We start from the raw sequence: 26076 nt of genomic DNA on the forward strand, positions 1-26076 counted from the left end.
GTGCAAGACCGTTGAAATGAACTAGCGAAGAAGCAAATGGAAAACCTGGATGTGATGGTGCTGCGCACGCTGCAGGGCTGGCGGGCTGCGGGGCGGCGGGCGCTGCTGGGCACCGTGGTGCGGACTTGGGGATCGTCGCCGCGGCCGGTGGGCTCGATCATGGCGCTGTGCGAAGACGGCGCGGTGGTGGGGTCGGTGTCGGGCGGGTGCATAGAGGACGATTTGATCGACCGCCACACGCGGGCCTATGCGCAGGTGGCCGCCGCAGCCAGTGCGGCCGGTGCAGGCGATGCGGTGGTGGACCGCAGCATCCCGAGCGGCCCGCCCGCCTTCGTGAAGTACGGCATCACGGCGGACGAGGCGCACCGCTTCGGCCTGCCCTGCGGCGGCACGCTGGAGCTGTTGCTGGAGTACGACCCTGACCCGGCCGGCCTGGCCGCGCTGATCCAGGCGCTGGAGGCCGGCCGCCTGATGCAGCGCAGCGTGCGCCTGGCCGATGGCGTGGTCACGCTGCAAGCCGCCGCAGCGCCGCAGGACCTGGTGCTGGACGCGCAGCAGCTCACCAACACCTTCGGCCCCGAATACCGCATGCTGCTCATCGGCGCGGGGCAGCTGGCCGAGTACCTGGCCACCATGGCGCTGTTCAACGGCTTCGCGGTCACGGTGTGCGACCCGCGCGAGGAATACCGCGGCAGCTGGAACGTGCCCGCCGCCACGGTGGTGAGCGACATGCCGGACGACGTGGTGGCCGCCTTCAAGCCCGACCGGCGCAGCTGCGTGGTGGCGCTCACGCACGACCCCAAGCTCGACGACCTGGCGCTGCTGGAGGCGCTGGGCACCGAGGCGTTCTACGTGGGCGGCATCGGCTCGCGCCGCAACAACGAGGCGCGCCGCGCGCGGATGATGGAGCACTTTGACCAGACGGCCGAGAGCCTGGCGCGGCTGCGCGGGCCCATCGGCATCTACATCGGCAGCAAGACCCCGCCCGAGATCGCGGTGAGCGTGATGGCCGAGATCCTGGCCGTGAAGAACGGCGTGGCCCTGCCGCGCGACGTGGAGGTGGCACAGGCCAAGAACGAGCGGGAACTGGCGCACAACGAGCCGGGTGCGCTGGTGTGCGGCGTGGGCTGACGCGAGCCAGCCGCGCCGACCCCTCGTTCAGCCACCCGTTCAGGCCCCCATGACCACCGGCCCGCCCTTGGCGATGCCGCGCTGGTAGGCCGGGCGTGCTTCCATGCGCCGCTTGTAGGCCTGCAGGTTCGGGCAGCTGGCAGCCTTGCTGGCACGTGAGAGGGCGGCCTCGACCGCAAAGCTCATCTGGAAGTCGGCCATGCTCAGCTGCTCGCCGGCGAACCAGGTGTTCTGGCCCAGGTGCTGCTCCATGAAGTCGAGCGCGGTGTTCACGTTGGGGTCGATCACCTTGTCCTGCACCTTGCCGCACAGCGCCTTGGCGATGGGTTTGACGAAGAAGGGCATGGGCTGCGTCGGGATGGTCATGAACACCAGCTTCATCACCAGCCAGTTCATCAACGAGCCCTCGGCGTAGTGCATCCAGAACCGGCATTGGCGGTAGGCCGGCGTGCCGCGCGCAGGCTGCAGGTGGGCCAGGTCGCCGCCGGCCTGGGCGCCGTAGGTTTCCACCAGGTATTCGACGATGGCACCGGACTCGGCGATCACCTCGTCGCCGTCGGTGATGACGGGCGACTTGCCCAGGGGGTGGATCTTTTTCAGCGCGGGCGGGGCCAGCTTGGTGGCCTTGTCGCGCTGGTAGATCTTGAGCTCGTACGGCACGCCCAGTTCTTCCAGGAGCCACAGGACGCGCTGCGAGCGCGAGGTTTCGAGGTGGTGCACGGTGATCATGGTGTCATCTTAGCGGTTGGAGATGGGCGCCCGCGCTGTGGCGGGCCGATGGCGGGGGCAGGCCGGCAGGCACAAAAAAGCCCTCGCGAAGGAGGGCGTTTCTTGGCACGGGGCCATGGCCCCAGGGGCAGATCAGCCGCCCTTGTGGGTGCGCTTGCCAGGGTTCTTCTTGCTGCGGGTGGCCACGCCACGCTCCAGGCTGGTGCGCTGGCCGCGGCCAGGGGTGGCCAGCGACATGCCAGGCAGGGGCTGGGGACGGGGAGTGCGCTTGCGGTCTGCTTCGGTGACGATCTTGTTGCCCATGGTGGTTCTCTGTCGAAGTGGAAAAAAGAGTGATTTTAGGCCACATGCGGCTTTCGGGCTTTTTCACGCCTGGCGCACGGGCATCGAGCGTGGTCACAAGCCGGCCGGTTGCGAGCCGGCGGCCATCTGCTGGCACCCAGTTGCCGCGTCGGCAGGCAGGGCCCAGCCTGCGCGCGTCAAGGCACCGTGAAGTGGTTGCCTGCGACCGTTCCCTGGTCGGTGGACAGTGCCTCGATGCAGTGCACGGGCTGCACGAAGCGGTTGTCCGCATCTTCGATGGCAGTGGTGCGGATGACCGGCGGGTCGGCCCGCACGCCGCCGAAGATGGTGGCAAACGCCACGTCCGCCGCATCGCGCCCGGTGGAAAAGCGCAGCAGTCCCATCGGGATGGCGGTGCCGGAGGGGTCGAAGATGTACCAGCGGTCGCCCAGGTACACCTCCACGTAGGCATGAAAGTCCGGCGGGCCCAGGCTGGGGTCGGCGCCGTAGTCGGTGCCGGTGGTAAACCGCGCAGGAATGTTCACCGCGCGGCACAGCGCGATCATGAGGTGCGCGAAATCACGGCACACGCCCACCTGTTCGATCAGGGTATCGACCGCCGATGTGTTGGAGTTCGAGGTGTTGGACGTGAACGCCACGTGGCGGTTCACCCAGTCCCGGATCGCCTGCACGCGGCCATGCCCTTGCCAGAGCGCGCCGAATTCCTTGTTGGCCAGGCGCAGCAGCCTGTCCGACTGGCAGTAGCGGCTGGGGTAGATGTAGCCCATCACCTCGGGCGGCAGTTGCCGCACCGGCACTTCCGCCAGCTGCAGGGGGTCGGCGCGGTGGTGGGCGATGTCTACCGTGGCCGAGTACGACAGCTCCAGCACGCCCGGCTCGCCGTGCAGGCGCAGCGAGCGGTTGAGCGTGGCGGGGTCGGTGTGGATCTGGTAGGAGATGTCCTGGTTGATGACCAGCCGCTCGTTGCTCACCGTCTGCTGGGGCGTCTTGGCGGCGTGGATGTTGAACACGAAGTCCGCGCCGTACTGGTCGATCTCGTAGCGCAGTCCGATGTGCAGCTCCATGCGGACGCGGTCGGCCGATGGGCGCGACGCTGCGTTGGCGTCGCTGCCCCCGGTGCCGGGCAGGGACCATCCATCGGTGGCGAGCAAGGCGCTGTGGGGTGGCGTGGCGGCCATGGTGTGCAAAAGGGTCATGCTGCGCTCCACTGTCCGGCCGTGGACGCAAAAGGTACCGCACCGCGGCGCGCGGTGCGGGTGTGGCGGGGGTACTGGAGGTGGCGATCCATGGGGTGTCCTTGGTACGCTGCGCATCCGCAATCCGGGCGCGACAGCTTGCATTGAGGATAGACCCGCAGGCCCTGCGGCCACTGTAGGCCGACGGCGCGCCGTTGCGCAGGCTGTGCGGGGCTTTGTGGCCGCCAGAGGGGATTCACGCTATGTCGAACGCGCTGCGCAGCGCTGCGCAGAACGCAGCATTGCCGCTGATCGACAGCGTCAAGGTGGTGCGTGCAGGCGCTGGGCTGCCCGGGACGCTGTGGATGCTGCCGGACAGCGGCTCGAAGGCGAGTTGCAGCGGCGTGCTGACTTCCTGCACGCCCTGCAGGTCGTACTGCCACTGGCCCCCATCTTCCGCCGGGCCGCAGGCGTCGGGGAATTCGGCGTGGGCCCACTGCAGCACCTGCGCCACTTCGGCCTGCAAGGGCGGCAGCTGTGCAGGCGACACGCTGGCCATGGCGTCGAAGGTGCCGGTGCCTTCGTCGTCTTCGCTGTAGTCAAAGTCCAGGTAGTTCAAGGTCATTGCGGCATTGTGCGGGAGACGTATGGCAACCTGGCGCGGCCACGCGTGCTGGTGCGCTCGGTGCGTGCGCGGCCCACTCTCTAGAATTCCTTCTTTTTTCAATGTGCAAGGACGCGCGGTGGCCGACAACGTGGTTTTGAGGGTGGAGCGCCTGGGTTTTGCCTACCCCGAGTGCGCGGTGCTGGAGGACGTGTCTCTGGCCTGGCCCGCAGGCCTGGCACTGGTGCAGGGCGATGAAAGCAGCGGCAAGACCACGCTGCTGCGCCTGCTGGCGGGCGAGCTGGCGCCCCGGTCGGGCGAGGTCACGCTGCAGGGCGTGCGGCAGCGCACCGACCCGGCGGCCTACCGCGCACAGGTGTTCTGGCAGGACCCGCGCAGCACGGCGCTGGACGAGCTCACCGCACGGCAGTGGCTGGCGGGGCTGCCTGCGCAGCATGCACGGTGGGATGCTGCGGCCCTGGCGGCCCATGTGGAAGGCTTTTCGCTGGACCCGCACCTGGACAAGCCCTTTTTTGCCTTGTCCACCGGCAGCCGCCGCAAGGTGCTGATGGCTGGCGGCCTGGCCAGCGGGGCGGCGCTCCTGCTCATCGACGAACCGGTGGCGGGGCTCGACAAGCCCTCGGTCAACTACCTGGTGCAGGTGCTGGGCCGGGCCGCCGCCGACCCGGCGCGGCTGGTGGTGGTGGCGCACTACGAGCCGTTGCCGGGCGTGGCCTGGGGCCGCACGCTGACGCTGGCCCGGGCTCGGTAAACTGGGCGCCTTCCCCCGGCAGTTTTTTCTACTTTTTCTCCTTTCATCCCAAGGAACACCATGGACGCGCTCCTCTTCGCCCCCGTGGCGGTGGCCATTGCGCTCACGCCCGGCCCCAACAATTTTTGCGGCCTGAACAACGGCATCCGCGCCGGTGTGGGCGCCGCGCTGGTGGCTACGGTGGGCCGGGTGGCGGCGTTCGCCATCTTCCTCACGGTTTCGGCCGTGGGCCTGGGAGCCATGCTGCTGGCGTCCGAGACGGCGTTCACCGTGGTCAAGTGGGTGGGCGCGCTGTACCTGTTCTGGCTGGGCTGGCGTGCGTGGCGCAGCCGCGAGTTCAGCGGGCTGGAGGTGGTGGAGGGCGGCGATGTGAAGGCCTCGGGCGTGCCGGTGAACCTGCGGGCGCTCATCACCCAGGAGTTCCTGCTGGGCATCACCAACCCCAAGGCGATCATCTTGTTTGCCGCGATCTTCCCGCAGTTCATCGACCCGGCCCAGCCGGCCGTGCGCCAGTTCGTGGTACTGGGCGCCGTGTACCTGGCCGCCGAGTTCGTGTCCACGGCGGTGTACGCAGCGGGTGGGCGGCAGATCCGCCGCTTCATCCGCACATCGCGCGGGGTGGTGCGGCTGAACAAGGCCACCGGCGGCTTCTTCATGGGCGCGGGCGGCCTGCTGCTGGCCACCAACCGGTAGCGCGGTGACGCGGTAGAGCGAGCAGCGGGCCGCGCAGCCAGGACAGCCCTGCGCTGCTGCGCTACATCGCCTTGAACAGGTGGGCGTACAGGCGGCTCACGGGCAGCTTCTCGGGCCGGCCGGCCAGCTCCAGGTGCAGCTTGCCCGCCTCGTCGCGGGTCACGGTGGTGATGCTGCTGGCGCGCACCAGCGTGCTGCGGTGGATCTGCCAGAACACCTGGGTATCGAGCTGGCCGATCAGGTCCTTGAGCGGGGTGCGGATCAGGTACTCCCGCGCTGCGGTCAGCACCCGCACGTACTTGTCGGCCGCCTCGAAGTACAGCACGTCGGCCACCGGCACCATGTGGATCTGGCTGCCGCTGCTGGCCTGGATCAGCGTGAGCGGCGTGCCCGCCGCGGGCGTGGCAGGCGCTGTTGCGGCTGCGGGTGCCGCCACCCCCGGCGCCACCAGCAGATGGCGCAGTTGCGCCATGGTTGCTTCCAGATCAATAGCAGCTGGCGCTTTGCTGGCAAGCGCCAGCTGCAGTTTTTGCACTGTCTTTTGCAGCCGGGCCGCCTGCACGGGCTTGAGCAGGTAGTCCACTGCCTGGGCTTCGAACGCCTGCACCGCGTACTGGTCGTAGGCGGTCACGAACACCAGCGCCGGGAAGGGGCGGCCCGCGGGGCCGTCCGTCGGCCAGGCGTCGGCCAGTTCCACCGCCGCATCCAGCCCGCTCTGGCCGGGCATGCGGATGTCGAAGAACAGCACGTCCGGCTGCAACGCCAGGGCCTGGCGCACGGCGGACAGGCCGTCGCCCACCGTGGCCACCACCTGCAGCGCGGGCCAGGCGCGGGCCAGCTCCTGCTGCAGCGCGGCGGCGAGCAGGGGTTCGTCTTCGGCGATCAGGGCGCGCACGGCAGGCTGGGTCATGGGGTGGTGCTCGATGGGCTCGATTTCAAAGGAAAAGTGACCGTAGCGCTTGTCCCGCCAGCGCTACCAGCTATCAATTTCAGAGTGCCCGCCGTTCCGTGCAGCGTGGCCAGCCGCTCACGGGCCTGGGCCAGGCCGAAGCTCTGCCCCGGGCCCGGGGTGGGCAGGGTGTCGGGCAGGCCCGCGCCGGTGTCGATGACGTCGAGCACCAGTTGCGGCCCGCCGTCACCCGGCCGGGTGCTGGCGCGCACGGTGATGTGCCCGCCCTCGACCTGCGGCTCCAGGCCGTGGCGGATGGCGTTTTCCACCAGCGGCTGCAGCAGCAGCGGCGGCACGGGCACGCCGCGCAGCGCGTCGGGCAGATCCAGCGTGTAGGCCAGGCGCGGTCCCATGCGCACCGCCATCAGCTCCAGGTAGTCACGCAGGCGCTCGAACTCGTTTTCCAGCGGGTGCTGGGTGCTGCGCGATGCGCTGAGCGTGGCGCGCAGGTAGCCGATCATGCGGTCCAGCATCTCCTGCGCGCGGGCCGGGTCGGTGCCGATCAGCATGCGCAGGTTGGCCAGGGTGTTGAACAGCATGTGCGGCTCGAGCTGGGTCTCCAGCAGCTTGAGCTGCGCTTCGCTGGCCTGGCTGCGCACCTCGTTCACCTTGGCCAGCAGCCAGGCGCTCTTGCTCTTGGTGTAGAAGTAATAGGTGCCCAGGAACCCCGCCACCACGGTGATGCCGATGGAGATGCGCAGCTGCGCGCGGCCGCCTTGGTCCCACGACGAATAACCGCACCACCAGTCGCCCAGCAGCGTGCCGCCCAGGTAGCCCAGCACGATGCTGGCAAACGGCAGAAGAAACCCGGACAGGCCCGTGGGCCAGCCCGTCTCCTTGCTGGACGGAAACAGGTGCCGGCCGAAGTCGATCAGCGCCCAGGTCAGCGAGCCGATGGCGATCGAGTAGCGGGCCGGGATGTCGTAGGCCTTCTCGGGCTGGAAGGCGTACTGCAGGGCGGCGATGGCCAGGCAGAAGGCCAGCACTTGCAGCAGGTGCTGCAGTTTCTCGATCCAGTCGATTTTCATGGCAGCGCGGGCGTGGAGGTCGGGGGCTCGAGCGGTGCATGCTAGCGCTGGTTGCGCTCTTGCTGCTCGCGCAGCAGCCGCTCGCGCTCCTTGTGCACCATGCGCTCGCGCAGCCCGCTGCCCGTGCCCAGCACGAACACCGAGATGCCGTGCAGCGCCAGCCCCAGGCCCCAACCCAGCAGAGGGAACACCGACCAGGGCCGGTTGCCGAAGCCGTAGCGCGACATGCCGAACACCACCAGGTTGACCACGACGAAGGCTGCGGCATGCACATACCAGCCCAGCTTGGCGCCGGCGCGCCGGCGGGCCAGTTGTTCGATGTCGTCGGGGGTCATGGGGTGGGGCATGGTGAAGGGTCGATTCTAGGGCGCCGGACTGCTGGTCACGGCGCACGCCGCAGCGGTTGCAGCGGCTGCAGCGGCTGCAGGTGCTGGGCAAAGAACGCCACCACCTTGGCGTCCAGCTGGGGCAGGGTGCTGCTGCGGTCAAACCCGGGCGGGTCTCCCAGCAACGCCTGGTGCACCGTGCCCAGCAGGTGCATCGGCGGCAGGGGCGAGAGCATGGCGCCGTGGCTGGCGCCGGGCAGGTGGGCGACCAGGGTGCAGCGGTCCTGGCAGGCGGCCAGCACCGCGCCGCTGTGAAATTGCGGCACCTGGTTGACGTCCAGGCCCGCGGTGATCAGCCCCAGCGGAATGCGCGGCGTGGCCAGCGTGGCCATGTCGAAGTCGGCGGCAAAGGGCACGAAGGCGATGGCCGCCTGCACGCGCGGGTCGCTGTAGGCCTGGTCGGTGGCGTCGTCGAAGCGCTGGCGGATCACGCCCAGCGCCACGGCTTTCTTCAACCCGTCCAGCAGGTTGCCGTGCAGCCGCGTGATGAAGCCGACGCAGGACGAGAAGTCTTCGGCGATGTGGGCCTCGCAGTGCTGGCGAAAGCGCGCCGGGGACCAGTGGCCTCCCGCCAGCGTCAGCGCGGTGTGGCCGCCGGCCGAGCCGCCGAACACGCCCACCGTGGCCGTGTCCACCAGCGGCGCCAGGCGCGCATCCTGCGCCACCGCGTCGATGGCGCGGGAGACTTCGGCGGGGCGGCGTTTCCAGCTCTCGGGGCCGGGGGTGGACGGGTCTTTGTAGTTGTCGCCCGCATGTTCGGGCAGGGCGACGACGAACCCGGCCGCGACCAGCGCGCGCGCCAGGTCGGTGTGCACCCAGGGGCTGCCGCCCGAGCCGTGGGTGATGACCACCAGCCGCCCGTTGCCCGGTGTGGATGCGCCGTCCAGGGCCAGGTGCAGGGTGAAGGGGCCGCGCGTCACTGCCTGGTCGGCGCTGCCGCTGGGGTAGAACACGGTGACCGGGCCATCGCCCTGCAGGCCAGGCAACTCCCTGAGGCCCGTGCCGGCGTGGGCGGCGGTGGCGGTGGCCATCGCCAACAGGCCCGCGGCCAGCAGCCGCCACGCCGGGGTGCGCGCGGCGACCGGTGTGCGGCTCACAGGCGCTGCTCCTGTTGGACGGCCAGACGGTTGCGCTCGGCCTGCACCATGCGTTCGTGCAGCCCGCTGCCCGACACCAGGAACACCACCATCCCGTGAATGGCCAAGCCCAGGCCCCAGCCCAGCGCCGGGTACACCGCCCAGTGCCTGCCGCTGGTGGCAGACAGGGTCACGAGCAGCAGGTTGACCAGCAGGTAAACACCGGCGTGCATGTACCAGCCCAGCTTGGCGCCTGCGCGTCTGCGGGCCTGGCGTTCGATGGGGTCGAGGGCGGTGTCGTGGTCGAAGCGGTGGTGGCGCATGGGGAACTCCTGGGGGATCGAGGTGGGTGGTGGGGTGTTGAGGGGGCCGCCTTCAGGCGCTGGCAGCCTGGCTGGCAAAGCCCCCGCTGCTGCGCACCAGGCGCCACAGCCGCAGCGACCGGGCCGCGAACAGGCCGTTGAACACGCCGTAGAGCGCAGCGATCTGCAGGGCGAAGCTGCCGTCGCGGGCCAGGGCCGGCTGCATGGCCAGCTCGACGCCCACGAGGTACTTGGTCAGAAAGATGCCCAGGATCAATGCCAGCGGCATGGCGCTGCCCGGCAGCTGGAAGCAGCGCGAGCCGCTGTCGTACAGCGTGCCTGCAGGCGCGGTGGGCTGGAACCACAGGGCCAAGCAGGTGGCGGCCGTGGCGGCAGCCATCCAGGCGCCCACGGTGCCGCCGGTATGGCCTGCACCGCCGAAGGCCGAGGCCAGCCCGTAGATGGAAAAGCCCGTCATGGCCACCGGCATGACCACCACCCGCACCAGGCTGGCGGTGCGGTCGAACAGCTGGCTGGCGCCCAGCCACACCAGCGCGGCCAGCAGGCCCCAGACCCAGTAGGGCGTTTGCTGAATGATCTGGCCCAGGGCCTGGGGCTGGTGAACGAGGAGTTGGAGCAGCATGGTGAAAATCCTTGGAAGGGGGTTGAAGCGGTGGGGAAGGCGCTGGTGAGCAAAAAACGGGGCGCCGCGGCGTCAGATCACGCCCAGCTGGGTCCATAGCGAGTGGCCGAGCAGCCGCCCGGGCAGCAGGGTGAAGGCGCCCGCCACCACGCAGGCGCCGAAGTAGACGCGCTGCATGACCGCCCTGTGGCCGGTGATGTTGCGGCGGGCCAGGTAGACGAACGACAGGGCCAGCATGCCCAGCGTGATGGGAATGAGCAGGTGGATCAGGCCGAAGCTGCCCCAGCGGGGGCCGCCGCCACCGGTGATGAAGAGGGCCGAGACGGCCGTCGCCACCATCAGGGTGACCCAGGCGTAGCCTGCGGCCCGGTGCAGGCGGGGGCGTTGGGTGGCGCCCTTGCGGGCCCACAGGGCCACCGGGCCGATGGCAATGGCCGCCAGCGCTGCGGCGACATGGATGGCGATGACGGGGGTGAAGCTTTGCATGGCGGGTTCTCCTGGCGGTCGGTCGATGGGGTGGACTGTGCCGATGCACCCCTGTCGCCGCCAGCGGCTTGCGACGAAATGCCGCCTGGCGGGCGCGAAATGCAGTCGGCGGGAGCGGCCGGAGCAACATTCGGCGATGGCCTACGGTCCGCAGCGCCATGGCGGACGCCTTTTTGCGCCGGCGAGCAGGCAAACTACCGGGGGTCGTGAGGGGGCCGGGCCGGTGCAAGGACAAAGACCCGGCTGGGCAGGGGCCGCGAGGCGGCTGCTGCCCGAGGTTTACTTTTCTTCGCACAGCGTTCAAGGCAGACCGTGAACAGGCCCCCTACGATGCTCTGACCCGGCCGAACCCAAGAACACCCACCAGCTACCGCCATGAATCCGCAAGAAGAAGTCAACGCGCCCGCCCCGCAACCGGCCGTCCCGCCACAGCCCCCGCAGGCACCGCGCCGCCGGCGCCGCTGGATGGGTAGCGTGCTGGCGTTGCTGCTGGTGGTCCTGGTGGGCGGTGCGGCCTGGTACCTGGTCCAGCGGGCCAATGGCGATTCCGCCGCGGCGCCGGGTGCCGGCCCGGGTCGGGGAGCGCCTGGCGGGGGCCGGCCCATGGTCACCGTGGGTGATGCCGTGGCCCGCAGGGCCGAGCTGCCGGTGGTCATCGATGCGCTCGGCACCGTGATCCCGGCCACCACCGTGACGCTCAAGCCCCAGGTGTCGGGCACGCTGACCGAGGTGCTGTTCACCGAAGGGCAGATGGTCAAGAAGGGGCAGCTCCTGGCGCAGATCGACCCCCGGCCTTACGAGCAGGCGCTGATGCAGGCCCAGGGCACCCGCCAGCGCGACGAGGCGCAGTTGGAGAATGCGCGCCTGACGCTGGCACGCTACCAGACCCTGCTGTCGCAGGACTCCATCGCCCGGCAGGACGTGGACACGCAGGCCGCGCTGGTCAAGCAGCTTGAAGGCACGGTGATGACCGACAAGGCCCAGGAAGGCACGGCGCGCCTGAACCTGAGCTACACCCGCATCACCTCGCCGGCCACGGGCCGCATCGGCCTGCGCACCGTGGATGCGGGCAACCTTGTGTCCTCGGGCGACGCCACGGGCATCGCCACCATCACCCAGGTGGCACCCATCGACGTGCAGTTTGCCGTGCCCCAGGACCGCGTGGCCGACGTGCTGGCTGCGCAGCGCGACGCCGACGCGCTGGCCGTGACCGCGCTGGACCGCACCCGCAAGTCCGAGCTGGATAAGGGACGCTTTTCCACCCTCGACAACCAGATCGACACCACCACCGGCACCGTGAAGGCCAAGGCGCGCTTTGCCAACGCCGCGGGCACGCTGTTCCCCAACCAGTTCGTGAATGTGCAGCTGCTGCTGCGCAACGTGCCCGCCGTCGTCGTGCCGGTCACGGCCGTGCGCACCGGGGCCAACGGCGACTATGTGTACGTCATCAACGAAGACCGCACCGTGACGCTGCGCAAGGTCAAGCGCGGCCAGGCCACCGTGGGCCTGATGGCGATCGCCGAAGGCCTGAAGGAGGGCGAGCGCGTGGTCACCGAGGGCGGCGACCGGCTACAGGACGGCATGGCCGTGCAGACGGCCGACGGCCAGGGCGCGCGCGGGCCGCGCTCGGGGGCGAGCGGGCCGCGCAGCGGTGCGTCCGGCCCCCGCGGAGAGCGCGGGGAACGCCGCCAGCGTCCACCGCAGAATCCTTGAGCGCGCGCTGACACCATGAGTCCTTCGCGTCCGTTCATCGAGAGGCCTGTCGCCACCGCCCTGCTGATGCTGGCCATCGTGCTGGCGGGGATGCTGGGCTTTCGCTTCCTGCCCTTGTCGGCCCTGCCAGAGGTGGACTACCCCACCATCCAGGTCCAGACCCTGTACCCCGGCGCCAGCCCCGAGGTGATGAGCCGCACGGTGAGTGCGCCGCTCGAGCGCCAGTTCGGCCAGATGCCGGGGCTGGAGCGCATGGCCTCGACCAGCGCGTCGGGCGTGTCCATCATCACGCTGCAGTTCGGCCTGGGCCTGGCGCTCGACGTGGCCGAGCAGGAGGTGCAGGCGGCCATCAATGCCGGCAACTCGCTGCTGCCCGCCGACCTGCCCGCGCCGCCGGTGTACGCCAAGGTCAACCCGGCCGATGCGCCGGTGCTCACGCTGGCCATCAGCTCCGACACGCTGCCGCTGACCGAGGTGCAGAACCTGGTCAACACCCGCCTGGCGCAAAAGATCAGCCAGGTCACCGGCGTGGGGCTGGTGTCGCTGGCGGGCGGGCAGCGGCCTGCGGTGCGCATCCAGGCCGACACCAAGGCGCTGGCGTCGTACGGCATCGGCCTCGATACCCTGCGCACGGCCATCACGTCGGCCAATGCCAACAGCGCCAAGGGCAGCTTCGACGGACCGCAACGCTCCTACACCATCAACGCCAACGACCAGCTGCTCACGGCCGACGACTACAAGAACCTCATCGTCTCGTGGCGCAACGGCGCGCCGGTGCGCATGATCGAGGTGGCGCGCGTGGTGGACAGTGCCGAGAACAACCGCCTGGGCGCCTGGGCGGGCCTCAACGAGCTGCCCGGCGCTGCGCCCGACCGCCGTCAGCCAGGCAGCGCGCCCGCAGCAGGCAGCGGCAGCGGGGGGGCCGATGCAGGCGCGAAGGAGCCCGGGGCCACACTGACCCCGGCCATCATCCTGAACGTGCAGCGTCAGCCCGGGGCGAATGTGATCGCCACGGTGGACAGCATCAAGAAGCTGCTGCCCGAGCTGGAGGCCGGCCTGCCCGCGTCGCTCAAGGTGCAGGTGCTCTCCGACCGCACCACCGGCATCCGGGGCTCCGTGCACCACGTGGAGCTGGAGCTGATCCTGGCGGTGCTGATGGTGGTGCTGGTGATCTTCTTCTTCCTGCACAGCCTGCGCGCCACCATCATCGCCAGCCTGGCCGTGCCCATCTCGCTCATCGGCACCTGCGGCGTGATGTACCTGCTGGGCTACAGCCTCAACAACCTGAGCCTGATGGCGCTGACGATTGCCACCGGCTTCGTGGTGGACGACGCGATCGTGATGATCGAGAACATCGCGCGTTACCTGGAAGAGGGCGAGCCGCCGTTCCAGGCCGCGCTCAAGGGCGCCACGCAGATCGGCTTCACCATCATCTCGCTGACCGTGTCGCTGATCGCGGTGCTGATTCCGCTCCTGTTCATGAGCGATGTGGTGGGGCGGCTGTTCCGCGAGTTCGCGGTCACGCTGGCCATCACGATTTTGATCTCGGGCGTGGTGTCGCTCACGCTGGTGCCCATGATGGCCGCGCGCTGGCTGCGCCCCGAGCCCGTGGGCGGGCAGCACGGCATTGCGGGCCGCATCAACCGCGGTTTCGACCGCGTGATCGCGGGCTACGACCGCTGGCTGCAGTGGGTGCTGCGCCACCAGGGCGCGACCCTGGTGGTGGCGGTGCTCACGCTGGTGCTCACCGCGCTGCTGTACGTGGTCATCCCCAAGGGCCTGTTCCCCACGCAGGACACCGGGCAGCTGCAGGCGCGCATCGAAGCATCGCAGGATGTGTCGTACGCCCGCATGAGCGAGCTGCAGCTGCAGGCCTCGCGCGCCATCCTGCAGGACCCGGACGTGCAGTCGCTCAGCTCCTTCGTGGGCGTGGACGCGGCCAACAACACCATGCTCAACGCCGGGCGCATGCTGATCAACCTCCAGCCCGACCGCGACGGGCAAGAGGCCATCATGCAGCGCTTGCGCGAGCGGGTGCGGTCGGTGGCGGGCGTCACGCTGTACCTGCAGCCCACGCAGGACTTGACCATCGACGCCGAGACCGGGCCCACCGAATACCGCGCGTCCATCGGCGGTGTGGATTCGGCCCAGGTCAACGACTGGACGCGCAAGCTGGCCGAGCGCCTGAAAACCGAGCCCAAGGTGCGCAACGCCACCACCGATGCGGGCGCGCAGGGCCTGTCGGCCTATGTGGACATCGACCGCAATACCGCCTCGCGCCTGTCCGTCACGGCCAGCAATGTGGACGACACGCTGTACAGCGCCTTCGGCCAGCGCATCGTGTCCACCATCTTCACCGAGACCAACCAGTACCGCGTGATCCTGGAGGCACAGCAGGACCAGCTCAACACGCCCGAGGCCCTGGGCACGCTGCAGCTGCGCACCGGCTCGGGCGCGCCCACGCCGCTGGCGGCCATTGCCACCATCCGCGAGCAACCCGCGCCGCTGCAGGTCACGCGGGTGTCGCAGTACCCTGCGGCCACGCTGGGCTTCGACAAGGCGCCGGGCGTGTCGCTGGGCGCGGCGGTGGATGCGATCCGCGCCGCCGCCAAGGAGATCGGCATGCCCGCCGGGCTGTCGATGGAGTTCCTGGGCGCGGCCGGCGCGTACGAGAAGTCGCTGTCCAGCCAGCTGTGGCTCATCCTGGCGGCCATGGTGTGCGTGTACATCGTGCTCGGTGTGCTGTATGAGAGCTATATCCACCCGGTGACCATCCTCTCGACCCTGCCGTCGGCGGGCGTGGGAGCGCTGCTGGCGCTGATGCTCACGGGCAACGACCTGGGGGTGATCGGCATCATCGGCATCATCCTGTTGATCGGCATCGTCAAGAAGAACGCGATCATGATGATCGACTTCGCCATCGACGCCGAGCGCAACCAGGGCAAGTCGCCGCAGGAGGCCATCCACCAGGCGGCGCTGCTGCGCTTTCGGCCCATCCTCATGACCACGCTGGCGGCGCTGTTCGCGGCGCTGCCGCTGATGCTGGGCTGGGGCGAGGGCGCCGAGCTGCGCCGGCCGCTGGGCCTCGCGATCTTCGGCGGGCTGATCCTGAGCCAGATGCTCACGCTGTTCACCACGCCGGTGATCTACTTGGCGTTCGACCGCATGGGCCGCCGCGTCACGGGCCGGGGCACTGCCGCGGCGCCGCAGCAGGGTGCGGGGCCTGAAGCCGTTGCCGGTGTGCGCACCGGTGCGGGTGCGGGAGACGTGCGGTGAACCTCTCGCGCCCCTTCGTGGAGCGGCCGGTCGCCACCGTGCTGCTGACCATTGGCCTCGCGCTCGCGGGCATCGCGGCGTTCTTCGTGCTGCCGGTGTCGCCGCTGCCGCAGGTCGACTACCCGGCCATCTCGGTGTCGGCCAGCCTGGCCGGCGCCAGCCCCGAAACCATGGCCACCAGCGTGGCCACGCCGCTGGAGCGGCGCCTGGGCGTGATCGCGGGGGTCAACGAGATGACCTCGTCGAGCTCCAACGGCTCCGCCCGCGTGAGCCTGCAGTTCGACCTGAACCGCGACATCGACGCCGCGGCGCGCGAGGTGCAGGCCGCCATCAACGCATCCCGCGCCGACCTGCCTTCCACGCTGCGCAGCAACCCCACCTACCGCAAGCGCAACTCGGCGGCGTCGCCCGTCATCATCCTGGCGCTCACCTCCAAGACCCGCACGCCGGGCGAGATCTACGACGCGGTGTCCAACGTGGTGAGCCAGCGGCTGTCGCAGGTGGACGGCGTGGGCGAGGTGGAGATCGGCGGGGGCTCGCTGCCCGCGGTGCGCGTGGAGCTGCTGCCCTTTGCGCTCAACCGCTACGGCATCAGCACCGAAGACGTGCGCGCCGCCATCCAGGCCTCGAACGCCAACCGCCCCAAGGGCGCGATCGAAGGCGACGGCCGCCGCCTGCAGATCTACACGCCGTCGCCCGCGCGCAAGGCGTCCGAATACGAATCCTTGGTCGTCGCGTGGCGCAACAACGCCGCCGTGCGGCTGGGCGACGTGGCGCGGGTGGAAGACGGCGTGGAGAACCGCCGCACCGTGGGCCTGTTCAACGGCGAGCCGGCCATCATCGTGCTGGTCACGCGCCAGCCGGGCGCCAACATCATCGAGACCGTGGATTCGGTGCGCGCGCTGCTGCCCGACCTGCAGGCCCAGCTGCCGCAGGACATCCAGGTGGCGGTGGCGTCGGACAGCACCAACTCCATCCGCTCGTCGCTCAAGGAGATCGAGCTCACGCTCATGGTCTCCATCGCGCTCGTGGTGCTGGTGGTGGGGCTGTTCCTGCGCAAGGCGCGGGCCACGGTGATCCCGGCGGTGGCCACGGTGGTGTCGCTGCTGGGCACCTTCGGCGTGATGTACTTTTTGGGGTTCAGCCTGAACAACCTGAGCCTGATGGCGCTGACGGTGGCCACCGGCTTCGTGGTGGACGACGCCATCGTGGTGCTGGAGAACACCATGCGCCACATCGAGTCCGGCATGGACCGCATGCAGGCGGCGCTGCAGGGCGCGCGCGAGGTGGGCTTCACGGTGCTGTCTATCAGCCTGTCGCTGGTGGCGGTGTTCATACCGCTGCTGTTCATGGACGGGCAGGTGGGCCGGCTGTTCCGCGAGTTCGCGATCACGCTGTCGGCCGCGGTGATGATCTCGCTGGTGATCTCGCTCACCACCACGCCCATGATGTGCGCGTGGCTGCTGCGCGCGCACGACCCGGCCGATGACAAGCCGCCATCGCGCCTGGCCCGCTGGGCCGAGCGCGGCTACCAGGGCGTGCTGCGCACCTACACCAGCAGCCTGGACTGGGCACTGGCCAGCAAGGGGCTGGTGGTGCTGATCCTGCTGGCGGTGGTGGGGCTGAACGTCTACCTGTTCGCCAAGATCCCCAAGGGCTACTTTCCGGAGCAGGACAACGGCCAGCTCAACGCCGGCCTGCGCGCCGACCAGAGCATCTCGTCCGACGCGCTCGCGGCCAAGCTGCGCCAGGCGGTGGACATCATCCGCAAGGACCCGGCGGTGGACACGGTGGTGGGTTTCTCGGGCGGCAGCCGCGCGGGCGGCGGCTTCATGTTCGTCAACCTGAAGCCCCTCAAGCAGCGCACCGACAGCACGCCCGCCGTCATCGCGCGGCTGCGGCCGCAGCTCAACCAGATCACCGGCCTGCGCGTCTTTTTGAACCCGGTGCAGGACCTGCGCATGGGCGGGCGGTCGAGCAATTCGACCTACCAGTACACGCTGAAGAGCGACAACATGGCCGACCTCAAGCTGTGGGCGGGCAAGCTGGCCGACCGGCTCAAGGACGAGACCCTGTTGAAAGACGTGGACACCGACCTGGCCGAGAACGGCGTGGAGACGTACATCGAGGTGGACAAGGCGTCCGCATCGCGCCTGGGCGTGACGTCGTCGGCCATCGACAACGCGCTGTACAACGCCTTCGGCCAGCGCTCGGTGGCCACGATCTACGGCGAGCTCAACCAGTACGCCGTCATCATGGAGTGGGCGCCGGAGTACACGCGCGGCCCGCCGGCCCTGAAGGACATCTACGTCGCCGCCAACCCGAGCGGCGCCACCGGCACGGTGGCCAACCCTGGCCAGCGCGGCGCGTCCACCGGCCAGGTGATCAGCACGGCGGCATCGACCATGGTGCCGCTGAGCGCGATCGCCAAGGTGGTGGAGCGGGCGTCGCCCACCTCCATCAGCCACCAGGACGGCGAGCTGGCCACCACGGTGTCGTTCAACATCGACCCGGGCACGTCGCTCGGGCAGGCCCAGCAGGTCATCGCGCAGGCCGAGGCCGACATCGCCATGCCCACCAACGTGCGCGGCAGCTTCCAGGGCACGGCGCTCAGCGCGCAGCAGTCGCAGGGGCAGCAGGCCTTCCTCATCATCACGGCCATCATCGTGATCTACATCGTGCTCGGCGTGCTGTATGAAAGCCTGATCCACCCGATCACGGTGCTGACCACGCTGCCCTCCGCTGGCGTGGGGGCGGTGCTGGCGCTGCTGCTGTTCAACATGCAGTTCACCATCATCGCGCTCATCGGCGTGTTTTTGCTGATCGGCATCGTCAAGAAGAACGCGATCATGATCATCGACTTTGCGCTGGAGGCCGAGCGCGCGCGCGGCCTGTCGGCGCTCGATGCCGTGCGCGAGGCCTGCATCCTGCGCTTTCGGCCCATCCTCATGACCACGATGGCGGCTGCGCTGGGCGCGCTGCCGCTGGCCATCGGCTTTGGGCAGGGCTCGGAGTTGCGCCAGCCGCTGGGCGTGGCGATCATCGGCGGGCTCATCGCGAGCCAGTTGCTCACGCTCCTGACCACGCCCGTGGTCTATGTGCTGCTGGACAGGCTGCGCACGCCCGCCCCCAACGAACAACATCTGAGCCGTGCCGGCGCCCCCGGCGCGGCCACCTGATCGGTGCCCATGACACATCTCCACGCCCCGCTCACACCCGGCGCGCACGCCGCCCGGCCTCCCCTGGCCCGCCCGACCACGCTGGCACTGGTGCTGGCAGCCGCTGCCCTGCTGTCCGCCTGCTCGGTCACGCCGCCCTACCAGCAGCCCGAGATGGCGGTGCCCGCGTCGTTCAAGGAGGCCGGTGCCACCTGGGCACCCGCGGCGCCTGCCGACGCGCTGGACCGCGGCCCCTGGTGGGAGCTGTTCCAGGACGCCGAGCTCAACCGCCTGGCCGAGCAGGTGCAGCTGTCCAACCAGAACATCGCCGCGGCCGTGGCCGCCTATGCGCAGGCGCAGGCCGTGGTGCGGCAGCAGCGCGCAGGGCTGTTCCCGTCGGTGAGCCTGTCGGGCGGTGCCACGCGCACCGGCGGCGAGGGCGCCGCCCGCTCGGGCCTGACCACCCAGGCATCGCTGGGGGTCGACTGGGCGCCTGACCTGTGGGGGCGCCTGCAAAGCGGCGTCACCGGCGCCCAGGCCAGCGCGCAGGCGAGCGAGGCCGACCTGGCCTCGGCGCGCCTGTCGGCCGTGGGCACGCTGGCCTCGGCGTACTTTCAGCTGCGCGAGGCGGATGCGGAGATCGAGCTGCTGCAGGCCACGGTGGAGGGCTACGAGCGCAGCCTGCAGATCGTGCGCAACCGCTACGGTGCCGGGGTGGTGGCGCAGACCGACGTGCTGCAAGCGCAGACCCAGCTGGCCAACGCGCGCGCGGACTTGGCCACCGTGCGGCAGAACCGGGCGCGCTTCGAGCATGCGCTGGCCGTGCTGACCGGTCGCGCCCCGGCCGACTTTTCGCTGCCGCGCGCGCAGTGGTCGGCCCAGGTGCCCGATGTGCCGCTGGGCGTGCCCTCGACGCTGCTGCAGCGCCGGCCCGACATCGCGGCGGCCGAGCGCGCGGTGGCGGCGGCCAATGCGCAGATCGGCATCCAGCGCGCAGCGTACTTCCCGAACCTGAGCCTGGGCGCGTCGGTGGGCAGCGGCGGCAGCAGCGTGGCCGACCTGTTCAAGGCGTCCACGCTGGTGTGGTCGCTGGGCCTGTCGGTGGCGCAGACGATCTTCGATGCCGGCGCTACGGCGGCCCGCGTGGAAGAAGCCCAGGCCGCGCGCGAGGGCCGCGTGGCGGTCTACCGCCAGACGGTGCTCACGGCCTTCCAGACGGTGGAAGACCAGCTCACGGTGCTGCGCACCTTGCAGGAGCAGGAGCCCCTGCGCCGCGAGGCGGTGGCCGCGGCGGAGCGCACGGCGCAGCAGTTGCTCAACCGCTACCGCGAAGGGCAGGTGGGCTACACCGAGGTGGTCACGGCCCAGGTCTCGGCGCTGTCGGCGCAGCGCGCGCTGCTGCAATTGCAGGTCAACCGCCAGCTGGCGGCGGTGACGCTGGTGCAGGCGCTCGGCGGCGGGTGGCAGGCGCCGTGGCAGGAGCAGCAGCAGGCTCCGGCTCAAACGCTCCCGCAGTCCCGGCCCTGAGGGGGCTGGAGCCTGCGCGGGCCCGCCACAGGCCCGCTGCGCATATACTCCTGTTTTGATAGCTGCTAGCGCTTGCCAGGCAAGCGGTAGAGCCCGATTTGACTTAAATTTTCCTTAAGGAGTGCGCGTGGACGTTCTATTGCTGGTCAAGGCCGCCATCATGGGCGTGGTCGAGGGCCTGACCGAGTTCCTGCCCATTTCCTCCACGGGGCACCTGATCCTGGCGGGCTCGCTGCTGGGCTTCGACGATGCCAAGGCCAAGGTGTTCGACATCGCCATCCAGACGGGCGCCATCTTCGCCGTCATCCTGGTGTACTGGCAGAAGATCCGCGAGACGCTGGTGGCCCTGCCCACCGAGCGCCAGGCCCAGCGGTTCGCGCTCAACGTGTTCATCGGCTTCCTGCCCGCCGTGGTGCTGGGCCTGCTGTTCGGCAAGATGATCAAGGCGCACCTGTTCACGCCAGTGGTGGTGGCCAGCACCTTCATCCTGGGCGGCTTCATCATCCTGTGGGCCGAGCGGCGCTCGCCGGCCGCCACGCGCATCCAGACGGTGGACGAGATGACGCCGCTCGATGCGCTCAAGGTGGGCCTGGTGCAGTGCCTGGCGATGGTGCCCGGCACCAGCCGCAGCGGCGCCACCATCATCGGTGGCATGCTGCTCGGGCTGTCGCGCAAGGCGGCGACGGACTTCTCGTTCTTCCTGGCCATCCCCACGCTGACCGGTGCGGGGGTGTACAGCCTGTACAAGGAGCGCGCGCTGCTGTCGGCGGCCGACATTCCGATGTTCGCGGTCGGGCTGGTGTTCTCGTTCATCAGCGCCTGGCTGTGCGTGCGCTGGCTGCTGCGCTACATCAGCAGCCACAGCTTCGTGCCGTTCGCGTACTACCGCATCGTGTTCGGCATCATCGTGCTGGTGACCGCCTGGACGGGCTGGGTGCAGTGGGCGGATTGACGGCTGCGCATTCACTCGGATTGGTTATGGGACGAAAGTGATAAGCTGATGGCACACCCTGCCGCTCGGCGCAGGGGCCGAGGCGCGCGGCGGTGACCTTCCTGGAGGGCTGGCGCGCGGGGCGTTCCACCGATGACCCTGCCCCGCTGGGGCTTTCGCCGCATGATGCAAGACGATCCAGAGTTGTCCGACTATCGGGCCATCGCCCCCGGGCACAGCCTGTCCAAGGACGAGTTGCTTGATGTGATCACGCGCAGCGCTGGCGCCACCATGGCGGTGGTGGACCGCAGCCTCACGATGCTGTATGTCAACGATGAATACGCGCGCTGGTTCGGCACCGTGCCGGAGCAACTGGCGGGCAAGTCGTTGACCAACATGTACGGCGATGCGGCGGTCACCGCATTCATGCCCTTCGTCGCCCGCGTTCTGTCGGGTGAGCGGGTTCAGTACCAGCGTCTTTTGCGCACCCCCTACGGCTTCGACGAGTGGCGCACCATCTGCCTGACGCCCTGGCACAACCGTGAAGGCTCCATCGAGGGCTTCATCACCACCGCACTCGATGTGCACGAGCTGCAGGTCACCATGGACGCGCTGCGCGCGGCCAACCAGCGCCTGTCCTCGCACATGGAAAACAGCCCGCTGGCGGTGCTGGAAATGGACCACAACCTGCGGCTGCTGCACTGCTCGCAGCGCGCGGTACAGCTCATGGGCTGGCTGCATGTGGCGGACCTGCAAGGGCAGTTGCTCAACGAGTTGCTGGACCTCTCGCCCGCGGATGCGACCCTGCAGCTGGCCCTGCAGCGCCTGCAGTCGGGCCAGGAGTCGCAAAACCGGGCCGAGACTTCCTTCACGCGCGACGACGGGTCCGAGGTGCATTGCGAGTGGTTCAACTCGGCGCTGACCGATGCCGAGGGGCAGGTCACATCGATCATGGCGCTGGTCGAGGACGTGTCCGCCAAGATCGAGATCGCGCGCCAGCACCACTACCTGGCCAACCACGATTCGCTCACCGGCCTGCTCAACCGGGCGGCCTTCCAGGCCCAGCTGGAAAAAGCCCTGGAGCCCGCGCGCAGCGTGGGCTGCGTGGCGCTGCTGTTCATCGACCTGGACGGCTTCAAGAGTGTGAACGACACCGAGGGCCACCGCGCGGGCGACGAGGTGCTGCGCATCGTGGCGCGGCGCATCGCCGGCACCGTGCGGTCCGGCGACACCATGGCGCGCCTGGGGGGCGACGAGTTCCTGGTGATGCTGGAGCACGACGTCACCCGCGACGTGACGGACACCATCGGCCACCGGCTGCTGGAGGCGCTGCAGCAGCCCATGCTGGTGGACGGGCGGGAGCTGTCCATCGGCGCGAGCATCGGCGTGGCCGTGTGCCCACCGCTGGGCGGCCACATCGACGATCTCATCAACCGCGCCGACCAGGCCATGTACAGCGCCAAGCGCGCGGGCAAGGGGCGCCTGCACTACGCGGACGCAGACGCGGACGCGGGCTGATTCGCCGGCTGGCCGGCGGGCAGGTCGCCCGGGCCGGGGCCAGTGCCAGGCCGTGACCTGCCACACCACACCACGCAACGCAACGCAACGCAACGCAACGCAACGCAACGCAACGCCAGGGCGCTGGGCCCTGGCGGCAAGCTGCTCCTACCCCGGCAGCGCGATGCTCTGCGCGAAGTGGAAGAAGTTGGTCGGGTCGTACTGCGCCTTCACCTTGCGCAGCCGCGGGTAGGCCGGGCCCCAGTAGGCGTCGGCGAAGTTCTCCAGGCTGCCGTCGGGGTAGTTCTGGTAGACGTGGCCGTTGAGGAACGGCTTGACCAGCGCCATGAAGCCGTCGAGCCAGGCCTCCATCTGCGCCCGCTCGGCCGGGTTGCGCCAGAACACGTCCACCACCAGGTCGGCATCTGCGCTGCGGTGGATGAAGGCGCTGTCTTCCACCGGGTAGCGGTTGATGGCGCCGCCGTAGGCCTCCAGGTAGGCCAGCGACCAGGTGTTGGGCGAGGTCTTGAAGTAGTCGATGATGCGCTGCCAGTCGGCGGTGCTCAGGCGCGCGCTGATGTAGCCGCTGGCCTTGGACTCGGCCACGCCATTGGGCAGGTTGTCGGGCAGGGTGTAGGGGTGGTCTTCGAGCCAGGTGTTCATGGCCGGGTAGCTGCCGGTCTTGTCCACCAGCAGCTTCGCACTGGGGACGGCCAGCAGCGGCGCGATGGCCGCCAGGCCCGCATCGCGCGGTCCGGTGTACATGCCCTGCACCATGTACACGGGCACGCCGTTCTGGTAGCCCAGGTTCATCATGTAGCCCAGCGCATCGGGCGCGCCGGTCTTCATGAAGTCGCGCTGCATGAGGGTGAGGACTTCGGCGGCATGGGCCTCGTCCCAGCTGATGGCCCAGGCCCACACGTCGTCCAGGCGCACCATGCGGTAGGTCACCTGCAGCAGCACGCCGAAGTTGCCGCCGGTGCCGCCGCGCATCGCCCAGTACAGCTCGGGGTTTTCGGCCGCGCTGGCCAGCACGATCTTGCCGTCGGCCAGCGCCACGCGGAAGGATTCCACCATGTCGCTCTGGATGCCGAAGGCCCGCGAGGTGTAGCCGAAGCCGCCGCCCTGCACGAAGCCGCCCACGCGCACATTGCCGCAGGCGCCGGTGGGCACGTGCCAGCCGGTGCCCCTCATGGCACCGTTGAAGGTGTCGAAGTCGGTGCCGGGCAGCACATGCACGCGCCGGGCCAGCGGGTCGAGCGTGACGCCCGAGATGCCGCTCAGGTCGATCACCATGCCGCTGTTGACCGAGTAGCCTGCCGTGCTGTGGCCGCCGCTGCGCACCGCCACCCACAGCCGGTACTTGCGCGCCACGGCCAGGCATTCGAGCACGTCGCCTTCGCACACGCAGTAGACGATGACCTGGGGGTAGGCCTGGAACGCGGGGTTCGACTCCTGCCGGTCCTTGTCGTAGTTGCGGTCCGACGGCAGCACCACGCGCCCGACGATGTTGTATTCGAGTTCGGCGATGGCCTCCCACGAGATGGCTTCACCGGCGCCGTCGCCGGCAACCACGGCGGCCGTGTTCAATGCGGCGTGTGACCTGAAAAGTGCGATGCGTTCGTCCTTGGCATGACGGGCAGGGCTCTTGCGATGGGGCATGGCGAACTATCCTCCAGAGTGAAAGGGAGCCCCGTGTTTATCGCAGGCCGTGGGTTTTGACCAGTGCTGAATGACCGCTGTTGCCCGCGCAGTGCATGCGAGGGGTCGGCAGCCCGCCGGGCACGGCGGCCACCCCCCGACACTCCTCCCGCCGCGGGGCCACAGCAAGGCAGGTCAGGACGACGACAGCGCCAGGTCGCCGGTGTTGCGCCGCAGGCAGAACTTGCCGCCCTGCTTGCCGCTGTACATGGCCGCATCGGCGAGCTTGAGCAGGCCCACGGCGTCGTTGCTGTCCTCCGGCGCCAGCGCGTAGCCGATGGTCAGGCCCACCTGCACCTGCAGCTGGCCCAGCGAGAACGGCGAGCGAAAGGCATCGAGCAGCTTGAGCCCGAGCTCGTGGGCTTGCTGCGCATTGCCCAGGTCGCCCGTCATCACCACGAACTCGTCGCCGCCCAGGCGCGCCACCACGTCGCTTTGCCGCAGGTGGCCCTGCAGGCGGCGCGTGACGGCCACCAGCAGCTCGTCGCCCACATCGTGGCCGTGCCGGTCGTTGACGGGCTTGAAGCCGTCGAGGTCCATCACGTACACCGCCAGCAGCTTGTCGGGGCCGCACCGGGGCAGGGCCGAGGCCAGCGCGATGTTCAGCCCGCGCCGGTTGGGCAGCCCGGTGAGCGGGTCGGTGTGGGCCAGGGAGCGCATGGCATCGCGTTCGCGGTTGGCGTCGATGGCCTCGGTGCGCAGCGCCTTGGTGCGCACCCCCAGCACCCGCATGAACAGCAGCATGTCCAGCGTGGCGCCAAAGCCGAACGAGTGCATGGTCCAGAAGTTCACCGGCACCCAGCCGCGGATGACGCCGATCACCGTGGCGGTGGCGGCAAAGTAGATCAGCCAGGCCAGCAGCAGGCTGGTGCCCACCGGGTCGCCCTGCCGCGCGCGGCGCACGGCGCCGGGGATGCCCATGAGCGCCGGGACCAGCCCGAGGATGCTCACCACGGCGGCGATGGCCGCGGTGCTCAGCACGTCCAGCGCATGCACCACGGCCAGCAGCGCGCACAGCACCGCGCCGGCCCGCATGGCGCGCAGCAGCCGGCTTTGCGGCCGGTGGCCCACGAGGGCCTGGCTGATGAAGAGGAACGACCCGCAGGTGGCCATCAGCGCCGACAGGCCTGCGGCATGCAGCTCGAGCCAGATGTTGTCCTGCCAGAGGTACTGCGATCCCAGGCCGAACAGGTGCAGCGAAAAGAGCGTGCTGCCGGTGATGAGCAGCGCGTACTGCAGGAACAGGATGTCCCGCAGGTTGATCCACTGCGCCAGGCTGTAGATCAACAGGCACAGCGCCAGGCCGGTCAGGATGCCCTGCAGCATCTGCTCGTTCATGGCGGCGCTGTGCCATGCGGTGGGCTTGTTGAGCGTGATGGGCAGCACCATCGCGCCGGTGGTCTCCACGCGCAGCAGCAGGTCGTAGTGGTGGCCCGGCTGCATCAGGAGCGGCAGGGCATGCGTGCGGGTGCGCAGCGGGCGCTGCGAGAACGGCTGCAGGCTGCCGAGCGTGGCCTGCTGGGTCACGTGGCTCCCATGGGTCAGGTAGACCTCGATGCGCTGCAGCACGGGGTAGTCGATGTCCAGCACCCAGGTGCCGTCGGAGCTGGGCGCCACGCTGACCGGCACGCGCACCCACACTGCGTCGGTGCGCACGCCCAGCGTTCCGCTGCTGCGCGGGGGCGCGGCGAACTCGGCGGTGCGCCGCATGACGTCGTCCACCGACAGCACGCGCGACGCGTCGTTCAGGATGGTGACGGCGGGCCAGGCTTCGTGCGAGTGCACCTCGTCGCGCAGCAGGATGCGGCTGTCGTGGCCGTGGCCGTCGCCCTGTGCCCAGCTGCCGTGGCACCCCACCGACAGCCACACCAGAACGCAGCCCATCATCCAGCGCCTGAGGAGGGCCGGCAACCGTTGCCACGGCAGCAAGAGGGGGACGGTGCGCATGGTGTGGATCGACGCTTGGGCAGTATAGGAGGCAGCAGGGTCGCGGGGT

The 26076-nt window shown here is 69.5% G+C and carries 22 protein-coding genes; 9 read left to right on the forward strand and 13 right to left on the reverse strand.

What is annotated here, in order from left to right; genetic code table 11:
* The first annotated feature begins 36 nt into the window (after positions 1–36).
* On the forward strand, positions 37–1131 hold the full coding sequence (locus tag ACSQ3D_RS21015) for an XdhC family protein (protein WP_436128183.1): 1095 nt from the start codon (positions 37–39) through the stop codon (positions 1129–1131).
* A 39-nt stretch (positions 1132–1170) separates the two neighbouring features.
* On the opposite strand, the gene ACSQ3D_RS21020 is transcribed toward ACSQ3D_RS21015, so the two are convergent.
* From ACSQ3D_RS21020 to ACSQ3D_RS21035, 4 genes are all read right to left on the reverse strand, one after another.
* Positions 1171–1860 carry a glutathione S-transferase family protein gene (locus tag ACSQ3D_RS21020; protein WP_436128184.1) on the reverse strand — a complete coding sequence of 230 codons (690 nt, stop codon included), beginning with the start codon at positions 1858–1860 and terminating at the stop codon, positions 1171–1173.
* A 132-nt stretch (positions 1861–1992) separates the two neighbouring features.
* Positions 1993–2163: a hypothetical protein gene (locus ACSQ3D_RS21025; protein ID WP_200912394.1), complete on the reverse strand. Its 171-nt coding sequence runs from the start codon at positions 2161–2163 to the stop codon at positions 1993–1995.
* Between the two features lie 176 nt (positions 2164–2339).
* Complete coding sequence (locus ACSQ3D_RS21030; RefSeq protein ID WP_056413142.1) at positions 2340–3227, reverse strand: transglutaminase-like domain-containing protein; 888 nt, start codon at positions 3225–3227, stop codon at positions 2340–2342.
* Positions 3228–3594: 367 nt separating this feature from the next.
* A complete protein-coding gene (locus ACSQ3D_RS21035; protein ID WP_396504089.1) occupies positions 3595–3963 on the reverse strand; it encodes a hypothetical protein in 369 nt (122 codons plus the stop codon).
* Between the two features lie 118 nt (positions 3964–4081).
* Here ACSQ3D_RS21035 and ACSQ3D_RS21040 point away from each other — a divergent pair, with 118 nt between their 5' ends.
* Together ACSQ3D_RS21040 and ACSQ3D_RS21045 are read left to right on the forward strand one after the other, a co-directional pair.
* A complete protein-coding gene (locus tag ACSQ3D_RS21040) occupies positions 4082–4714 on the forward strand; it encodes an ABC transporter ATP-binding protein (RefSeq protein WP_436128185.1) in 633 nt (210 codons plus the stop codon).
* Between the two features lie 60 nt (positions 4715–4774).
* On the forward strand, positions 4775–5407 hold the full coding sequence (locus ACSQ3D_RS21045) for a LysE family translocator (RefSeq protein WP_436128186.1): 633 nt from the start codon (positions 4775–4777) through the stop codon (positions 5405–5407).
* Between the two features lie 61 nt (positions 5408–5468).
* Here ACSQ3D_RS21045 and ACSQ3D_RS21050 read toward each other — a convergent pair whose 3' ends face one another.
* From ACSQ3D_RS21050 to ACSQ3D_RS21080, 7 genes are all read right to left on the reverse strand, one after another.
* On the reverse strand, positions 5469–6317 hold the full coding sequence (locus ACSQ3D_RS21050) for a LytR/AlgR family response regulator transcription factor (RefSeq protein WP_396504091.1): 849 nt from the start codon (positions 6315–6317) through the stop codon (positions 5469–5471).
* Positions 6314–7384, reverse strand: coding sequence for a sensor histidine kinase (locus ACSQ3D_RS21055; RefSeq protein WP_056413052.1), 1071 nt, complete (start codon positions 7382–7384; stop codon positions 6314–6316). The genes ACSQ3D_RS21050 and ACSQ3D_RS21055 overlap by 4 nt, the downstream gene beginning before the upstream one ends.
* Positions 7385–7425: 41 nt before the next feature.
* Positions 7426–7731: a 2TM domain-containing protein gene (locus ACSQ3D_RS21060; protein ID WP_056413055.1), complete on the reverse strand. Its 306-nt coding sequence runs from the start codon at positions 7729–7731 to the stop codon at positions 7426–7428.
* A 35-nt stretch (positions 7732–7766) separates the two neighbouring features.
* Positions 7767–8801 (reverse strand): alpha/beta hydrolase family protein, encoded by a 1035-nt coding sequence (locus ACSQ3D_RS21065; protein WP_436128208.1) that lies wholly within the window; start codon positions 8799–8801, stop codon positions 7767–7769.
* Between the two features lie 62 nt (positions 8802–8863).
* Complete coding sequence (locus ACSQ3D_RS21070) at positions 8864–9169, reverse strand: 2TM domain-containing protein (RefSeq protein ID WP_436128187.1); 306 nt, start codon at positions 9167–9169, stop codon at positions 8864–8866.
* A 52-nt stretch (positions 9170–9221) separates the two neighbouring features.
* The gene (locus tag ACSQ3D_RS21075) at positions 9222–9791 is read right to left on the reverse strand and encodes a DUF6622 family protein (protein ID WP_436128188.1); all 570 of its coding nucleotides are present in this window, start codon (positions 9789–9791) and stop codon (positions 9222–9224) included.
* 72 nt (positions 9792–9863) lie between these two features.
* Positions 9864–10277 (reverse strand): DUF2306 domain-containing protein, encoded by a 414-nt coding sequence (locus tag ACSQ3D_RS21080; protein WP_056413064.1) that lies wholly within the window; start codon positions 10275–10277, stop codon positions 9864–9866.
* A 375-nt stretch (positions 10278–10652) separates the two neighbouring features.
* On the opposite strand from ACSQ3D_RS21080, the gene ACSQ3D_RS21085 reads away from it, so the two are divergent.
* The 6 genes from ACSQ3D_RS21085 (at position 10653) to ACSQ3D_RS21110 (ending at position 22400) form a co-directional block, all read left to right on the forward strand.
* Positions 10653–11990: an efflux RND transporter periplasmic adaptor subunit gene (locus ACSQ3D_RS21085; RefSeq protein WP_436128189.1), complete on the forward strand. Its 1338-nt coding sequence runs from the start codon at positions 10653–10655 to the stop codon at positions 11988–11990.
* Between the two features lie 15 nt (positions 11991–12005).
* Positions 12006–15266, forward strand: a complete 3261-nt coding sequence (locus ACSQ3D_RS21090) for an efflux RND transporter permease subunit (RefSeq protein ID WP_436128190.1) — start codon at positions 12006–12008, stop codon at positions 15264–15266.
* Positions 15263–18445: an efflux RND transporter permease subunit gene (locus ACSQ3D_RS21095; RefSeq protein ID WP_396504097.1), complete on the forward strand. Its 3183-nt coding sequence runs from the start codon at positions 15263–15265 to the stop codon at positions 18443–18445. The genes ACSQ3D_RS21090 and ACSQ3D_RS21095 overlap by 4 nt, the downstream gene beginning before the upstream one ends.
* A 9-nt stretch (positions 18446–18454) precedes the next feature.
* Positions 18455–19951 carry an efflux transporter outer membrane subunit gene (locus tag ACSQ3D_RS21100; RefSeq protein ID WP_436128191.1) on the forward strand — a complete coding sequence of 499 codons (1497 nt, stop codon included), beginning with the start codon at positions 18455–18457 and terminating at the stop codon, positions 19949–19951.
* 127 nt (positions 19952–20078) lie between these two features.
* On the forward strand, positions 20079–20903 hold the full coding sequence (locus tag ACSQ3D_RS21105) for an undecaprenyl-diphosphate phosphatase (RefSeq protein WP_436128192.1): 825 nt from the start codon (positions 20079–20081) through the stop codon (positions 20901–20903).
* Positions 20904–21065: 162 nt separating this feature from the next.
* Entirely contained in the window at positions 21066–22400 is a 1335-nt protein-coding gene (locus ACSQ3D_RS21110; protein WP_156370450.1) for a diguanylate cyclase domain-containing protein, read from the forward strand.
* 147 nt (positions 22401–22547) lie between these two features.
* On the opposite strand, the gene ACSQ3D_RS21115 is transcribed toward ACSQ3D_RS21110, so the two are convergent.
* Both ACSQ3D_RS21115 and ACSQ3D_RS21120 read right to left on the reverse strand, forming a co-directional pair.
* Entirely contained in the window at positions 22548–24041 is a 1494-nt protein-coding gene (locus ACSQ3D_RS21115) for an FAD-binding oxidoreductase (protein ID WP_056413080.1), read from the reverse strand.
* A gap of 174 nt (positions 24042–24215) precedes the next feature.
* Positions 24216–26027 (reverse strand): diguanylate cyclase domain-containing protein, encoded by a 1812-nt coding sequence (locus ACSQ3D_RS21120; RefSeq protein WP_436128193.1) that lies wholly within the window; start codon positions 26025–26027, stop codon positions 24216–24218.
* Positions 26028–26076 lie beyond the last annotated feature (49 nt).

This window comes from Acidovorax sp. LjRoot117 (assembly GCF_964252695.1).
In the GTDB taxonomy this organism is placed as follows: Bacteria; Pseudomonadota; Gammaproteobacteria; order Burkholderiales; family Burkholderiaceae_C; genus Acidovorax.

Coding starts and splice junctions, on each gene's coding strand:
- ACSQ3D_RS21025 (WP_200912394.1), bottom strand. CDS start 2,163: ATGGGCAACAAGATCGTCACCGAAGCAGACCGCAAGCGCACTCCCCGT.
- ACSQ3D_RS21055 (WP_056413052.1), bottom strand. CDS start 7,384: ATGAAAATCGACTGGATCGAGAAACTGCAGCACCTGCTGCAAGTGCTG.
- ACSQ3D_RS21085 (WP_436128189.1), top strand. CDS start 10,653: ATGAATCCGCAAGAAGAAGTCAACGCGCCCGCCCCGCAACCGGCCGTC.
- ACSQ3D_RS21120 (WP_436128193.1), bottom strand. CDS start 26,027: ATGCGCACCGTCCCCCTCTTGCTGCCGTGGCAACGGTTGCCGGCCCTC.
- ACSQ3D_RS21035 (WP_396504089.1), bottom strand. CDS start 3,963: ATGACCTTGAACTACCTGGACTTTGACTACAGCGAAGACGACGAAGGC.
- ACSQ3D_RS21110 (WP_156370450.1), top strand. CDS start 21,066: ATGATGCAAGACGATCCAGAGTTGTCCGACTATCGGGCCATCGCCCCC.
- ACSQ3D_RS21080 (WP_056413064.1), bottom strand. CDS start 10,277: ATGCAAAGCTTCACCCCCGTCATCGCCATCCATGTCGCCGCAGCGCTG.
- ACSQ3D_RS21050 (WP_396504091.1), bottom strand. CDS start 6,317: ATGACCCAGCCTGCCGTGCGCGCCCTGATCGCCGAAGACGAACCCCTG.
- ACSQ3D_RS21015 (WP_436128183.1), top strand. CDS start 37: ATGGAAAACCTGGATGTGATGGTGCTGCGCACGCTGCAGGGCTGGCGG.
- ACSQ3D_RS21070 (WP_436128187.1), bottom strand. CDS start 9,169: ATGCGCCACCACCGCTTCGACCACGACACCGCCCTCGACCCCATCGAA.
- ACSQ3D_RS21045 (WP_436128186.1), top strand. CDS start 4,775: ATGGACGCGCTCCTCTTCGCCCCCGTGGCGGTGGCCATTGCGCTCACG.
- ACSQ3D_RS21020 (WP_436128184.1), bottom strand. CDS start 1,860: ATGATCACCGTGCACCACCTCGAAACCTCGCGCTCGCAGCGCGTCCTG.
- ACSQ3D_RS21060 (WP_056413055.1), bottom strand. CDS start 7,731: ATGCCCCACCCCATGACCCCCGACGACATCGAACAACTGGCCCGCCGG.
- ACSQ3D_RS21090 (WP_436128190.1), top strand. CDS start 12,006: ATGAGTCCTTCGCGTCCGTTCATCGAGAGGCCTGTCGCCACCGCCCTG.
- ACSQ3D_RS21115 (WP_056413080.1), bottom strand. CDS start 24,041: ATGCCCCATCGCAAGAGCCCTGCCCGTCATGCCAAGGACGAACGCATC.
- ACSQ3D_RS21075 (WP_436128188.1), bottom strand. CDS start 9,791: ATGCTGCTCCAACTCCTCGTTCACCAGCCCCAGGCCCTGGGCCAGATC.
- ACSQ3D_RS21030 (WP_056413142.1), bottom strand. CDS start 3,227: ATGGAGCTGCACATCGGACTGCGCTACGAGATCGACCAGTACGGCGCG.
- ACSQ3D_RS21100 (WP_436128191.1), top strand. CDS start 18,455: ATGACACATCTCCACGCCCCGCTCACACCCGGCGCGCACGCCGCCCGG.
- ACSQ3D_RS21065 (WP_436128208.1), bottom strand. CDS start 8,801: ATGGCCACCGCCACCGCCGCCCACGCCGGCACGGGCCTCAGGGAGTTG.